This is a genomic window from Litorivita pollutaquae, from assembly GCF_003205515.1.
Taxonomy (GTDB): domain Bacteria; phylum Pseudomonadota; class Alphaproteobacteria; order Rhodobacterales; family Rhodobacteraceae; genus Litorivita; species Litorivita pollutaquae.
Genome location: NZ_KZ826481.1, coordinates 297,249 through 310,842 on the forward strand (window position 1 = coordinate 297,249; position 13,594 = coordinate 310,842).

Consider the following 13,594-nt stretch of genomic DNA (forward strand, 5'->3'; position numbering starts at 1 on the left):
TATATTGGCTTCGGATACTGCCCGAGACAGGGTAAAATAGGACCACTGCCACAATATTGAGGCCCGCCATGTTCCTAAGTCTATTTGACATTTTCAAGGTTGGAATCGGCCCGTCGTCTTCGCATACGATGGGCCCGATGAGCGCCGCCGCACGGTTCCTCGATGCACTGCGCGGCGGGGCCGAACGCATCCCCGGCGCAGGGGATCTGACATCGATCAAGGCCTCGCTGCACGGCTCTTTGGCGTTCACCGGCAAAGGCCATGCCACCGACCGCGCGGTGATCTTGGGCCTGTGCGGCTTCGATCCGGCCACTTTGGATCCGGATATGGCAGAATCGGCGTTGGCGCGGGTCTACGCCGAAAAGACCCTTACACCAAAAGGATTGCCGGCTCTGGCGTTTGATCCGGACTCTGATGTGATCTTTGACTACGGCCCGCCCCTGCCCGGTCATGCCAACGGGATGATCCTGCGCGCCTTTGATCCGCGCGGCGCGCCCTATTTGACGCAGACCTATTATTCCGTCGGTGGAGGGTTTGTCGTGACCGAGGCCGAACTCTCCGCCACCGCCAAAGGCCAAGACGCGCTGCGCGCCGAAAAAGCCGCGCTCGGATATCCCTACCCCTTTGGATCGGCGGCGGAAATGCTCGATATGGCGCGCGCAGCGGGGATCAGCATCGCCCAGATGAAGCGCGCCAATGAGTTGGCCCATATGCACCACCCCGGCGGCGCAGACGGAGATCTCAACGCGCGAATTGATGCAATTTTGGGGATTATGGATGCGGTGATCACACGCGGTTTGGCGCAAGACGGCATTTTGCCGGGTGGGCTGAATGTGCGGCGGCGGGCTGGCGCGATCTACGCACAACTTATGGCCGAAGCCGGTCTCAACCGCGCGCACCCTCATACCGTCAACGATTACCTGTCCGTCTATGCAATGGCCGTGAACGAGGAAAACGCCGCAGGCGCGCGGGTGGTGACCGCGCCGACCAATGGCGCGGCGGGGGTGATCCCCTCGGTGCTGCGCTACTACCGCACGCAATGTATCGGTGCGACCGCCACGGGGGCGCGGGATTTCCTGCTGACGGCGGCGGCCCTTGGTGGGGTGATCAAGCACAACGCGTCGATCTCCGGCGCCGAAGTCGGGTGTCAGGGCGAAGTCGGTTCCGCCGCCGCCATGGCTGCCGGGGGGCTTTGTGCGGCGCTTGGCGGCAGCAATGAACAAATTGAAAATGCAGCAGAAATCGCATTGGAACATCATCTTGGCATGACCTGCGATCCGGCAGCGGGATTGGTGCAGGTGCCCTGTATCGAGCGCAACGGGTTGGGCGCGATCAAAGCCGTCTCGGCGGCGTCTCTGGCGCTGCGCGGCGACGGGCAACATTTCATGCCGCTGGACAATTGCATCGAGGCGATGCGTCAGACCGGGCATGATATGAGTGCCAAATATAAAGAAACCTCGCAAGGAGGCTTGGCCGTAAATCTGCCGGAATGTTGATCCGACGGGTGGGGCCCTGCGGCTCTAAAGGGGGCAGATTCGCAATTTCCCCAAAAATCGCCTATACTTCGCATGGTATGTTTTGAGCGTCGCACAAGCTGCGGTCCCGAACGTATGACCTGCAGTTTGTGGCGCCTGGCCTGCCTGTTCACCTCGCGGCCGGATGTTTGATCCGTGGTCTGCGCGTTCAACGCAACTGCATCGGTGGTGCTATGACCCTGTTTTCTTTTATAATTATTCTGGGGGCCGCGTCTATCGCGGCGATTTCCCTGTTGCTTGGCGTTTAAGCCGACACTGTGCCTGTCAGATTTCCCCGCATCACGGCGCTGGTGAACCGGCGGCCGGTCTCGCGGATGCCGGAAGACGTGGCCCTGTTTTTGGGAACAGGTTTACGGCTTGGCTAAGATACATCGGGGTGGGGTCATGCAGCCTTTTGCCGGCGCTCTACCTCCGCGCGGTCATCGGACTTGAAAAACGGAGTCGCCCAGCACCTGAGCAACAGCTTCCGGAGACCTGCGGCGGAACCGTTTGCGGCCCCCGCCAAGTTCATCAACGTATTTGGGCTTCATCACAGCACACATGCGAAGTGACCTAAACCGTCCTGTTTTGTGTCTCAGGAGGGGTGCTAACGTCATGATGTGCTTGAAAAACAATGCCCTCAAGGGGATGTTTTGGTGCGGTCGAGAAGACTCGAACTTCCACGGGTGTTACCCCACAGCGACCTCAACGCTGCGCGTCTACCAATTCCGCCACGACCGCACAGTCTGACTTGGTGAGGCGCTATCTAACGAAGGCGGCGCACGATGCCAAGAGGCAAAAGCCGCGCGGCGCAAATTATTTTGGCCTGCGGCGCGCGCAGGCCATGGGGGTGCAGATCATAAGGTCTATGGTGGCGCCCAAAGCAAAAACGCCGCCTTGAAAAATCAGGGCGGCGTTTCTGTCTGATATATCGCCGGTGTGGAGCGAGACACGTGGTGTCCCTCTTCTCCCCCCTCCCCCCGGCTCTTTAGCTCAGTCTGCGACGGTAAAGCTCGGCAGGCTGGCTGCGGTGGGTGTGGGCAAGGACGCATCTGCACCGCCACCAAAAACCGCCGCGCGAATCAATTGGGAGCGCTCAGGCTGCCCGGGCGCGAAGACGGCGGGCGATCCGGCGTCCAACGCATCAAGCGCCGAAGCATACCATGTTTCGGCCAGATCACTGCGGGTGCTGGCGCCGAATCCTTGCGAGAGGTGATGGCCCATCAATTCGCCATAGACCGTTTCGCCCAAAGCGTAGAGCAACAACGCCGACCCGACGGCCACATCCATATCATCGGTGCGGTATCCCGACGACAGGCAGATCGTCGCCGTCCCTGCCAAATGTTCCGGGGCCATGCCGGTGGTCAAAATATATCCCGAAACCCCCTGCACCACCTCGTCCAGAGGCTTCAAAGAAAGCGACGCAACATGCGGTTTCATCACCGGACCGAAGCTTTTGCACTGTGCTTCGATTTGCGCAGGCGTGGCGCCCTGAACTTTGGCGACCATCTCTTCGCCGCGCGAAATCGCATAGGTCCGCGCCAGACAGAATTGCTCACTTAGAGCCACATTCGGATCAGTGATCGCGCCGACTTTGACAAATCCGCCGTTAGAGTTGGTCAAAAGCGACACCTTGTTGCAATGCGAGGCCAAGGAGCGGCCGTTCGTCTCCCCCATAAAATTGGGCAAGGCGGGTGCAGAGGTGGCAGCAGCCATTTGCGGTTCCGGAGCGGCGACAGGCGCCGGTGCAGGCGCGGCGGCGGCGGGCGGTTGTTGGTTGACGACGACCGTGGTCATCCCCGGCGTTGTGGCAACCATCGGCACGGCGGCCATTGTGCCACCCGAGATGGCCCCACCGGCCATTTCGCTGCGCCACGTTTTGAGAAGCCCGCGGGTGCCGTCAGGATTGGAGGCAACAGTTTGCATCACCGCCGGCCCTCCCGCCATGGCCCGATTGTAGGAATTGGTCAGCAATTGTTGCTCGAACGGGCTGAGATGTCCCGTGACCGGATAACCAAGATAAGCCTGATACTGCGAAACGGCGCTGCGGGTTTTGCTGCCCAATTGACCGTCGACGCTGCCGGCATTGAAGCCGAAGTAATTCAGCGAGGCTTGAATCTCGCGTCCCTCTTGGGTCGAGGGCAAACGCGGCGCGGCCTTGCGATAGGTTTTTGTTGTGGTGCGTTTTTGTTTGACCTGACTGTTGGCCGCCGCGCCGACAATCCCGCCGATGATGGCACCCGCGATAAAATCACCATTGCCCGCCGTGGCCCGCGACACCGGGGCGGTGACCATGGCGGCCGTGACAGCGACTGTAAGAAATTTGCGTGAAATCATAGGACATTCTCCAAAAATACTAATCTTCTGGGGAGGCACTCTAACACGATTCCCCGTCCTCAGGTCACGCAAATTGGTGGAATTCGCTTCATTTTGCGCGTTCACGGCGCTAAACCGCAGTCAAAGACGGCAGGAGCGGCACATATGGTCGAATGGATCACAACCACGGGATTGACCGACTATCCGCAGGCTCTGAGCCTCATGGAGGCGCGGGCCGACGCGATTGCGGCGGGAACCGCCGAAGAGGCGATCTGGCTGGTCGAACACCCGCCGCTCTATACTTCTGGCACCTCTGCCAAGCCAGAAGACCTCACCGATCCGGACCGGTTTCCCGTCTATGAGGCGCGGCGCGGCGGGCAATATACCTATCATGGCCCGGGGCAACGGGTGGCCTATGTGATGCTCGATCTGGGGCAACGGGGCCGCGATGTGCGGGTGTTTGTGCAGCAATTGGAACAATGGGTGATCGCGGCATTGGCCGAATTCAATGTGGTCGGCCATATCCGCGAGGGGCGCGTCGGGGTCTGGGTGGAGCGGCCCGAAAAACCACGCGGCGCCGATGGACGCCTGTGCGAGGAGAAAGTCGCCGCCATTGGCATCCGCCTGCGCAAATGGGTGTCCTTCCACGGGATTTCGATAAATGTGGAACCCGATCTTGAGCATTTCTCCGGCATCGTCCCCTGCGGAATTTCCGAACACGGGGTGACCTCCTTGGTGGACTTGGGATTGCCGGTGGAAATGGCCGATCTGGACATGGCGCTTCGGCGCAGTTTTGATCAGGTATTCGGCACATCTACATAGAGACACCCCCGCCGAACAGATGCGCCCGCCAGAATGCGCGCGGCCCGCGCGAGAACACTATGAAGGATCGAATAGGCGCGACTGCGGGGCATTGTCACAGGCGGGCCTGCGACAATTGTCTCACGTTGCTTTCTCGCATGGCCGTGCTAGGTATCGAGGCATATCGAGGGCATTGATCATGCCGAACGAAAAACCACGAGGATACACTATGAAAACCCTTTTGACTGCTGCGGCCGCGATGCTGGCCTTGAGCGCCCCCGTTTTTGCAGACAGCCACAGCGCCGCAGGCGATGCCGAAGCCGGTGAAAAAGCCATGAAGAAATGCAAGGCATGCCATATGGTGTCCAGCGAAGATGAAGTGTTCCTGAAAGGCGGTAAAACCGGACCGAACCTTTATGGTGTGGTCGGTCGTGTCGCCGGATCGGTTGAAGATTTCAAATACGGCCCATCCCTGAAGGAGGCCGGTGAAAAAGGCTTGGTGTGGGACACTGCCAACCTTGCGGAGTATGTCGCAGACCCCAAAGGTTTCCTCGCCGACTATCTTGACGATGGCGCGGCCAAATCGAAGATGACGTTCAAGCTGAGAAAAGGTGGCGAGGATGTAGCGGCCTATTTGGCCAGCGTGTCACCGGCCGCCGAATCTGATATGGACGCCGATGGCGAAGAGACCAAAAGCGAATAAGCCTAACCCGCCCTTTGGGCGATAGAAGAACCGGCAAACGCCGCGCAGCCCCACCGGCCGCGCGGCGTTTTGCGTTTCTCCCTCATAGCCCCCTCATGCCAAAGCACCCTCTTGCCAGAGCCACCCGAGATACCGGGGGCCGGACGCCCCGGGCCGGCACTCGCACCGGCTCCGCCCGATGCCGACCGGATCGTCCCATGCCATCGCCATCTCTCAACGCATGGAATCGCCCGCCTGCACGACGCAAATGGGTATGCTATGCGAATAAGACCCTAAATTTCGCGGCAAACAGGTGGGGTGCGACAAAATTCTTTGATCTGCGTCAAAGTCGACATTGCCGCGCGCGGCGTTGCACACTAAAACGTCACCCAGAGACATCGGGCGGGCGACATGTGTTTGCGCGCCTATCACCATACCAGCAGGAGGCACCCAATGGCAGACGCAGCCATTCACGGCCACGATCATGAAGACAATCGGGGATTCTTTACCCGGTGGTTCATGTCGACCAACCACAAAGACATCGGCCTACTTTACCTGATCGTATCGGCATTCGTCGGTCTGATTTCGGTGACGTTCACGGTCTATATGCGCTTGGAGCTCATGGAGCCCGGCGTGCAATACATGTGCCTTGAAGGCGCGCGTTTCATCGCGACAGCGGCGGAATGTACCCCCAACGGACACCTGTGGAACGTGATGATCACCTATCATGGTGTTTTGATGATGTTCTTCGTTGTGATTCCGGCGCTTTTCGGCGGTTTCGGCAACTATTTCATGCCGCTGCAAATCGGCGCGCCGGACATGGCCTTCCCGCGGATGAACAACCTGTCATTCTGGATGTATGTGGCCGGCACAGCCTTGGGTGTTGCCTCCTTGCTTAGCCCAGGCGGCAACGGACAGCTTGGATCAGGCGTGGGTTGGGTTCTATATCCGCCTTTGTCGACCTCTGAGGGCGGCTATTCAATGGATTTGGCGATCTTCGCGGTTCACGTTTCGGGCGCCAGCTCGATCCTTGGCGCGATCAACATGATCACCACATTCCTCAACATGCGCGCACCGGGCATGACCCTGTTCAAGGTTCCGCTGTTCTCTTGGTCGATTTTTGTGACCTCGTGGCTGATCCTCTTGTCCTTGCCGGTTCTGGCAGGCGCGATCACCATGCTTCTCACCGACCGTAACTTTGGCACGACCTTCTTCCAACCGGGTGGCGGCGGGGATCCAGTCCTCTACCAACACATCCTGTGGTTCTTTGGTCACCCTGAAGTTTACATCATCATCCTGCCGGGCTTTGGCATCATTTCCCACGTCATCGCGACCTTCTCGCGCAAACCGGTCTTTGGCTATCTGCCAATGGTTTGGGCGATCATCGCGATTGGTGTTCTGGGCTTTGTTGTCTGGGCGCACCACATGTATACCGTGGGTCTGTCGTTAACGCAGCAGAGCTATTTCATGGTCGCGACGATGGTGATTGCGGTGCCAACGGGTGTGAAGGTCTTCTCCTGGATTGCCACAATGTGGGGCGGTTCGATTGAATTCAAAGCGCCGATGGTCTGGGCCTTTGGGTTCCTCTTCCTCTTCACCGTGGGCGGCGTGACGGGCATCGTGCTCAGCCAGCCGGGCGTGGACCGTGCCTATCACGACACCTATTATGTTGTGGCACACTTTCACTATGTGATGAGCCTCGGGGCGGTCTTTGCGATCTTTGCCGGTATCTACTTCTACTTCGGCAAAATGACCGGTCGTCATTATCCCGAAGCGGCGGCGAAGCTGCACTTCTGGATGATGTTCATCGGTGCGAACCTGACCTTCTTCCCGCAACACTTCTTGGGCCGTCAGGGCATGCCGCGCCGCTATATCGACTATCCCGAGCAGTTCGCTGTTTGGAACTACTGGTCGTCAATCGGCGCCTTCATCTCCTTCGCCTCGTTCATCTTGTTCTTTGGCATCGTGATTTATTCGCTGCTCAAAGGCAAACGCGTGACCGAGAACAACTATTGGAACGAATATGCCGATACGTTGGAATGGACCCTGCCCTGCCCGCCGCCCGAACACACGTTCGAGCAGCTTCCAAAACAGGAAGACTGGGACAAAAGCCCCGCCCACTAAGGCGTAGCTTTTAAAGATCAAAGCGGGGCCGCAGACATTCCATCTGCGGCCCCGTTTCTATTTGCGACAACCACCGAGCCGCCCTCTTATGCCCTATGAATGGACCATCGCCCCTTCTGGCCCTGATCGCCTCCCCCGTCGGGTGCTCTCGGCTTGGCCGCATCGCTCTTTGCCCAAGGCCGGATTTGCAGCCGTGATTTTGGGCGCGTTTTTGTTCATCACCATTCCTTTGCTCGGGGTTTTGGGCACCAAAGTGCTTTGGGGTTTGTTGCCCTTTGCCCTGCTCACCATCGGCGCACTGTGGTGGGGGATTGCCCGGTCCTATAAGGACGGCGAGGTGTTGGAGGAGCTGGAGATTGATGCGGACACGGCCCGCCTCAGCCGCCGCTCGGCCCGCAGCACACCGCAGGTATGGGACTGCAACACCTATTGGCTGCGGCCCGAAATCCATCCCTCGGGCGGACCGGTGCCCAGCTATATCACCCTCGCAGGTGGCTCACGTGTGGTGGAATTGGGTGCGTTCCTGACCGAAGACGAGCGCAAGAGGCTTTACTCCGAGTTGATCGCGGTGCTCAAGGACATCAAATCCACCGCGCCTTCGCCTTGAACAGGCGCGAAATGCAAAAGGCGCGCCCCCGAGGGAACGCGCCTTTGTGTCTTCCGCTTGCATGCGCTCAGCCTTGCTTGGCGAGCCGCTCCTTGATCATCGCACCGGCGGCGCCGAAATCCATCTGTCCGGTATAATCCGCCTTTAGCGCGCCCATGACTTTGCCCATATCGCGGATCGACGTCGCACCGGTTTTTTCAACCGCCGCCGCGATCGCCGCCTGCACCTCGTCATCGCTCAACTGTTTGGGCAGGAATTCGATGATCACCTCGGTTTCGGCAATCTCGCGCTCAGCCAGATCAAGCCGCCCGCCTTCTTCATACACGCGGGCGCTTTCTTGTCGTTGCTTAACCATTTTTCCAAGGATGCCGAGCACTTCATCGTCGCCGATGCCTTGCTCTCCACCTTGACCGCGCAAGGCGATGTCGCGATCTTTGATCGCGGCATTGATCAGCCGCAATGTCGACAACCGCGCCGCGTCCTTGTCTTTCATCGCCCGTTTCAGGGCGGTATTAACTCGATCTCTAAGTTCCATATTGGTCCCATCCCCATGGTGCCGAAGAAGCCCTGACCTCTACCCAATCGCGCAGGTGTTGGCAAGCCTTCAGCTTGTAGGGAAATGCCCCTTGTTTTCATGGCTCCCGCCGCGCGATATCGCGCGTTCAAGGGGTTGACCCCTGCCGATCTCCCCCTTACCTATGCGCAAATTCACCGCATCCGGAGACTGATCATGGCCCAACAGCCTAGCCCCCGCCCGACCGCCTGTTTAGCACTTGCGGACGGAACGCTTTTCTTTGGCCATGGCTTTGGCGCGACGGGCGAAACCACCGCCGAATTGTGCTTCAATACAGCGATGACCGGCTATCAGGAAATCATGACCGATCCGTCCTATGCGGGGCAAATCGTAACCTTCACCTTCCCGCATATCGGCAACACCGGCGTGACCCCCGAAGACGACGAAACCGCCGATCCGGTGGCCGCGGGCATGGTGGTGAAATGGGATCCCACGGTGGCGTCCAGCTGGCGCGCGACGCAAGAATTGGGCGATTGGCTCGCCGCGCGCGGGCGGATCGCCATTGGCGGCGTTGATACCCGCCGGTTGACCCGTGCGATCCGCCAATCGGGCGCACCGCATGTGGCGCTGTCCCATGACCCCGAAGGTAATTTCGACGTCGAATCCCTGGTTGCAGCCGCGCGCGGATTTGCTGGCCTCGAAGGGGTCGATCTGGCTAAAGATGTGACCTGCGCTCAAAGCTACCATTGGAATGAAATGCGGTGGGCATGGCCCGATGGATATCTGCCGCAGACCGCACCGAAACATAAAGTCGTTGCGATCGACTATGGTGCCAAACGCAACATCCTGCGTTGCCTTGCCTCGGCGGGCTGCGATGTCACGGTCCTGCCCGCGACCGCCACCGCCGAAGAGGTTTTGGCGCATGATCCGGACGGCGTATTTTTGTCCAACGGTCCCGGCGACCCGGCGGCCACGGGCAAATATGCGGTGCCGATGATCCAAAAGATCTTGAACACGACCGATCTGCCGATGTTCGGAATTTGCCTCGGGCATCAGATGCTTGCCCTCGCGTTGGGCGCCCAGACCATCAAGATGAACCACGGGCATCACGGGGCAAATCATCCGGTGCAAGACAAAGACACCGGAAAAGTCGAAATCACCTCGATGAACCACGGATTCGCAGTAGACAGTCAAAGTTTGCCAGAAGGCATCTTGGAAACCCATGTGTCGCTGTTTGACGGCTCCAATTGCGGCATCCGCATGAAAGACCGGCCGGTCTATTCGGTGCAACACCACCCCGAAGCCAGCCCCGGCCCGCAGGACAGTTTTTACCTGTTCGAGCGATTCGCAGCCCATATGGCCGCCCGCAGCTAACCGAACCGGCGCATATGTTCGGCGCGAAGCCACGCTTAAGATTCGGTTAATAGACCTCGTTTTCGACGGCGATATCGGCCCTTTCTGGCAATAAAATCTCTGCGCCTCGCTATTTATGGCGAGTTGCCATCGGCGGACATCCGCCATAGCCTTAAAAAGCGTATTCCATGCGTCGCGTTAAGCGCATGTTAATACGGTGTTAACTCTCTATGTAGAAACTCCTTGCTGACCATAAGTGAGGCGTTTCGAATGTATTTCCCAGACCTGCGAGAGTTTGACGGCACATCAAACGCCGACCTCAAACCCGCATCTCTTGGCTCGGAGTTGGTGCGCACCGGTGCCATCACTTCCGAACAATTGATGGCAGCGCTTTCGGTGCAGGCACAATGCGACGCAACACTTGACAAAATCCTTACGACCGAGGGCATCATGCGCCCCGCCGACATGCGGTCGGCATTGGCGCGGTACCACGATACCTTTGTTGTCGATCTCGAAGAGACGCCGCCGGCGGGCACGCTGATCCATATGCTTGATCCTCAATTTTGCATCAAACATTGTATCGTTGCATGGCAGAAGGTGGATGATGTGACGCATATCGCCACCTCCCGCCCGCATCTGTTCGAGCAAATCGTCGCCGCCCTGCCCGACGAATTGCTACCGGCGCGGATGGTGATTGCCAGCCAAGAGCAAATTCAAAACACCGTGGCGCGGTTGAACCGGCCTGCGCTGGTTCTGGCGGCGCAAACCCGTGTCCCCGAGGCCGAAAGCTGCCGCACATGGGGCAAGAACCGCCGCCTGCGCATTGTGCTTTGCCTCGCGGCTCTGACCGCAGTGGCAGTCCTGACCTTTCGCTATCCTACCATTGTTTTCATGGCATTGGTCGGTTGGGCAATCTTTACCTTAATGGTGTCCTCGGTGATGAAAACCGCCGCCTTTGTCGCGCGGGTCTCGAAGCCGCCAGAGGATTTCCTGACACCCGATCTGCCATCGGGAGCACGGCTGCCAAAAGTCTCGGTGTTGGTGCCGCTCTTTAAAGAAAAAGAAATCGCCTCCCATCTCGTTCAACGACTTAAAAAACTGAATTATCCCAAATCGTTGCTTGATGTTGTGTTGGTTCTCGAAGAGGTCGACACGCTCACTCAGGACACGGTCGCCCGGACATCTTTGCCGCCTTGGCTTCGGGTGGTGGTCGTGCCCAAAGGAGAGCCGCAAACCAAGCCGCGGGCAATGAACTACGCGTTGGATTTCTGCGATGGGGAAATCATCGGTATCTTTGATGCCGAAGATGCGCCCGATGCCGATCAAATCACGCGCGTTGCACATCATTTCCTCAACGCGCCACCTGACTTGGTCTGTTTGCAGGGGATCCTCGACTATTACAATCCGCGTCAAAACTGGATCGCGCGCTGCTTTACCATCGAATATGCGGCATGGTTCCGGCTGATCCTGCCCGGCATGGCACAGCTTGGCTTTGGCATTCCGTTGGGGGGCACAACGCTCTATTTTCGCCGCGATGCTTTGGAAGAACTGGGCGGGTGGGATGCGCATAATGTCACCGAAGACGCCGACCTCGGCTTCCGGTTGGCGCGTCATGGCTACCGCACCGATGTGATCCAAACCGTCACCGGCGAAGAGGCGAACTGCCGGGCGCTGCCGTGGGTGCGCCAACGTTCGAGATGGCTGAAAGGTTATATGACCACTTACCTGGTCCATATGCGTAAGCCATTGAAATTGTTTAATCAACTTGGCGCATGGCGGTTCATCGGCTTTCAGGCTCATTTCGTAACGGCGATGTCGCAATTCTTCCTCGCGCCGCTTCTCTGGTCCTTCTGGCTGGTAATTCTGGGGCTACCGCACCCTCTGGACGGGATTGTGCCGCATGAGATGCTTTTGACGATGGGATCGCTGTTTTTGACCGTCGAGATGATCAATGTGGTCGCCAATCTCACCGCCATTGCCAATCCCGGGCACCGACATCTGCTTCCTTGGGTTGCGACCATGCATGTCTATTATCCGCTGGGGGTTTTCGCGGCGTACAAGGCGCTTTACGAATTGATCGTCATCCCATTTTATTGGGACAAAACCCCACACGGGTTGTCGATTGACCACCCCAAGGGCACCGATCAAACCCCCAAGGCACGGCCGCGCGTATAACGCAAAACGGCGCCACGCTGGCGCCGTTTGTCGTTGCGATATGCGGGGGCGCTTTGACGATACCGCTCAATGCAACGCATCGTGATTGCGCGCGTCCGATTTTAGCCGCGTCATGAATGCCTTGGAAATATGGTCTTTCAGGGCTTTCTCGGCCTTTGCCTCGTCGCGGGATTCGATCGCGGCGACAATCACATCATGTTCGGCCAAGGCGTTTTTGTCTCGCCCCTCGGCCGCCAAAGTCGTGGTCGCCATCAACGCCATCGTGCGGTGGACAAGGTCCAATTGTTGCACCAAATACCGGTTGTGCGACGCCAGATGGATCATCTTGTGAAAACGCCGGTTCGCTCGCGCCATCGCGGCGGGTTGGCCAAGCAACGCGCGATCCTCTTCCACCATATCCCGCAGCACCCGCACCTCTTCGCTCGTGGCATGACGGGCGGCCAAACGCGCCGCCAGACCTTCAAGATCGGCCCGCACGACATAGAGTTCGGACAATTGGTTGTGATCCAAAGATGCCACGATCAAACTGCGCCCGTCGCGGGCCAAAAGCGATTGCGTCTCAAGCCGCTGCAAAGCTTCGCGGATCGGCGTGCGCGACACGCCAAATCGTTCGGCCAAATCGCTTTCGACCAACCGGTCACCGGGTTTATACAACCCTGTGTCGATCGCTTCGAGGATCAACATATAGGCATCTTTTTGGGCCGGTTTCATAGGCAATATCCAAATCTGGTGTCAGCTGCGCAAACCTTATCCGCCTGCGCCCCCTGCGATCAACCAAAGAGATTGCGCAGGCGCGCCGCGCGCCCTACCCTCATCCCATGCCAAAATCCGATTTCTCTCATGTCACCACCTGGATCTTTGATCTCGACAATACGTTGTATCCGCCTGCGATGCGCCTGTTTGACCAGATCGAGATCCGCATGACCGCTTATGTGATGCAGGCGCTCGGCGTGGACCGCGCCCGCGCCGATTACTTGCGCCGCCATTATTGGCACAGATACGGCACGACTTTGGCCGGATTGATACGTGAGCATGATGTTGACCCTGCTCCCTATCTGGAAGAGGTGCACGAAATCGATTTCACACCTCTGACGCCTGATCCCGTGCTTGCGGAGCGCATTCGTGCCCTCCCCGGGCGCAAAATCATCTACACCAACGGCACCGCGCCATATGCCGAGAAAGTCAGCGCAGCACGCGGGCTTGGCGGGCTGTTCGATGCGATTTATGGCGTTGAACATGCTGGTTTTGCCTCAAAACCCGAACGCGCGGCTTTTGAAACCGTCTTCGCCGCCGATGGGCTCTCCCCCACCGCGAGCGCCATGTTCGAGGATGATTTACGCAACCTGCAAGTCCCGCATGACATGGGGCTGCGCACGGTGCATGTGGCGCAAACCGCCGACCCACACCCGCATGTGCAGCACCATACGGACGATCTGGCGGAATTTCTGGGCACAGTCCTCTAAAGCGCGGCGGGATCACGCATGGAACCCCGTAGGAAACTGCGCTAC

General features: G+C 58.6%; 11 protein-coding genes and 1 tRNA gene. 8 read left to right on the top strand and 4 right to left on the bottom strand.

The window, feature by feature from the left end; translation table 11 throughout:
• Nucleotides 1-68 precede the first annotated feature (68 nt).
• Nucleotides 69-1,496, top strand: a complete 1,428-nt coding sequence (locus tag DI396_RS01380) for an L-serine ammonia-lyase (RefSeq protein WP_110794360.1) — start codon at nucleotides 69-71, stop codon at nucleotides 1,494-1,496.
• Between the two features lie 672 nt (nucleotides 1,497-2,168).
• Here the strand turns inward: DI396_RS01380 and DI396_RS01385 are convergent.
• A tRNA-Leu gene (locus DI396_RS01385) sits at nucleotides 2,169-2,255 on the bottom strand.
• 252 nt (nucleotides 2,256-2,507) lie between these two features.
• Nucleotides 2,508-3,851 carry a peptidoglycan-binding domain-containing protein gene (locus DI396_RS01390; RefSeq protein WP_110794361.1) on the bottom strand — a complete coding sequence of 448 codons (1,344 nt, stop codon included), beginning with the start codon at nucleotides 3,849-3,851 and terminating at the stop codon, nucleotides 2,508-2,510.
• Nucleotides 3,852-3,944: 93 nt separating this feature from the next.
• Between DI396_RS01390 and lipB the strand changes: the two genes are divergently transcribed.
• The 4 genes from lipB to DI396_RS01410 all read left to right on the top strand — a co-directional run bounded on the left by lipB (nucleotide 3,945) and on the right by DI396_RS01410 (nucleotide 8,044).
• Nucleotides 3,945-4,652 (top strand): lipoyl(octanoyl) transferase LipB, encoded by a 708-nt coding sequence (gene lipB / locus DI396_RS01395; protein ID WP_268876821.1) that lies wholly within the window; start codon nucleotides 3,945-3,947, stop codon nucleotides 4,650-4,652.
• A gap of 208 nt (nucleotides 4,653-4,860) precedes the next feature.
• A complete protein-coding gene (locus DI396_RS01400) occupies nucleotides 4,861-5,334 on the top strand; it encodes a c-type cytochrome (protein WP_110794363.1) in 474 nt (157 codons plus the stop codon).
• Between the two features lie 432 nt (nucleotides 5,335-5,766).
• Nucleotides 5,767-7,437 (top strand): cytochrome c oxidase subunit I, encoded by a 1,671-nt coding sequence (gene ctaD / locus DI396_RS01405; RefSeq protein ID WP_110794364.1) that lies wholly within the window; start codon nucleotides 5,767-5,769, stop codon nucleotides 7,435-7,437.
• A gap of 88 nt (nucleotides 7,438-7,525) precedes the next feature.
• Nucleotides 7,526-8,044 (top strand): DUF2244 domain-containing protein, encoded by a 519-nt coding sequence (locus tag DI396_RS01410; protein WP_110794365.1) that lies wholly within the window; start codon nucleotides 7,526-7,528, stop codon nucleotides 8,042-8,044.
• A gap of 67 nt (nucleotides 8,045-8,111) precedes the next feature.
• Here the strand turns inward: DI396_RS01410 and DI396_RS01415 are convergent, their stop codons facing one another.
• The gene (locus DI396_RS01415; protein WP_110794366.1) at nucleotides 8,112-8,579 is read right to left on the bottom strand and encodes a GatB/YqeY domain-containing protein; all 468 of its coding nucleotides are present in this window, start codon (nucleotides 8,577-8,579) and stop codon (nucleotides 8,112-8,114) included.
• Nucleotides 8,580-8,774: 195 nt separating this feature from the next.
• On the opposite strand from DI396_RS01415, the gene carA reads away from it, so the two are divergent.
• Complete coding sequence (gene carA, locus DI396_RS01420) at nucleotides 8,775-9,932, top strand: glutamine-hydrolyzing carbamoyl-phosphate synthase small subunit (protein ID WP_110794816.1); 1,158 nt, start codon at nucleotides 8,775-8,777, stop codon at nucleotides 9,930-9,932.
• Between the two features lie 249 nt (nucleotides 9,933-10,181).
• On the top strand, nucleotides 10,182-12,086 hold the full coding sequence (locus tag DI396_RS01425) for a glycosyltransferase family 2 protein (RefSeq protein ID WP_110794367.1): 1,905 nt from the start codon (nucleotides 10,182-10,184) through the stop codon (nucleotides 12,084-12,086).
• A 66-nt stretch (nucleotides 12,087-12,152) separates the two neighbouring features.
• On the opposite strand, the gene DI396_RS01430 is transcribed toward DI396_RS01425, so the two are convergent.
• On the bottom strand, nucleotides 12,153-12,797 hold the full coding sequence (locus DI396_RS01430) for a GntR family transcriptional regulator (RefSeq protein ID WP_110794368.1): 645 nt from the start codon (nucleotides 12,795-12,797) through the stop codon (nucleotides 12,153-12,155).
• A 107-nt stretch (nucleotides 12,798-12,904) separates the two neighbouring features.
• Here DI396_RS01430 and DI396_RS01435 point away from each other — a divergent pair, with 107 nt between their 5' ends.
• The gene (locus DI396_RS01435; RefSeq protein ID WP_110794369.1) at nucleotides 12,905-13,549 is read left to right on the top strand and encodes a pyrimidine 5'-nucleotidase; all 645 of its coding nucleotides are present in this window, start codon (nucleotides 12,905-12,907) and stop codon (nucleotides 13,547-13,549) included.
• Nucleotides 13,550-13,594 lie beyond the last annotated feature (45 nt).

Bases quoted from the DNA above. Each gene is read 5' to 3' on its own strand.
- DI396_RS01380 (WP_110794360.1), top strand. From the start codon at position 69: ATGTTCCTAAGTCTATTTGACATTTTCAAGGTTGGAATCGGCCCGTCG.
- DI396_RS01390 (WP_110794361.1), bottom strand. From the start codon at position 3,851: ATGATTTCACGCAAATTTCTTACAGTCGCTGTCACGGCCGCCATGGTC.
- DI396_RS01400 (WP_110794363.1), top strand. From the start codon at position 4,861: ATGAAAACCCTTTTGACTGCTGCGGCCGCGATGCTGGCCTTGAGCGCC.
- ctaD (WP_110794364.1), top strand. From the start codon at position 5,767: ATGGCAGACGCAGCCATTCACGGCCACGATCATGAAGACAATCGGGGA.
- DI396_RS01410 (WP_110794365.1), top strand. From the start codon at position 7,526: ATGCCCTATGAATGGACCATCGCCCCTTCTGGCCCTGATCGCCTCCCC.
- DI396_RS01415 (WP_110794366.1), bottom strand. From the start codon at position 8,579: ATGGAACTTAGAGATCGAGTTAATACCGCCCTGAAACGGGCGATGAAA.
- carA (WP_110794816.1), top strand. From the start codon at position 8,775: ATGGCCCAACAGCCTAGCCCCCGCCCGACCGCCTGTTTAGCACTTGCG.
- DI396_RS01425 (WP_110794367.1), top strand. From the start codon at position 10,182: ATGTATTTCCCAGACCTGCGAGAGTTTGACGGCACATCAAACGCCGAC.
- DI396_RS01430 (WP_110794368.1), bottom strand. From the start codon at position 12,797: ATGAAACCGGCCCAAAAAGATGCCTATATGTTGATCCTCGAAGCGATC.
- DI396_RS01435 (WP_110794369.1), top strand. From the start codon at position 12,905: ATGCCAAAATCCGATTTCTCTCATGTCACCACCTGGATCTTTGATCTC.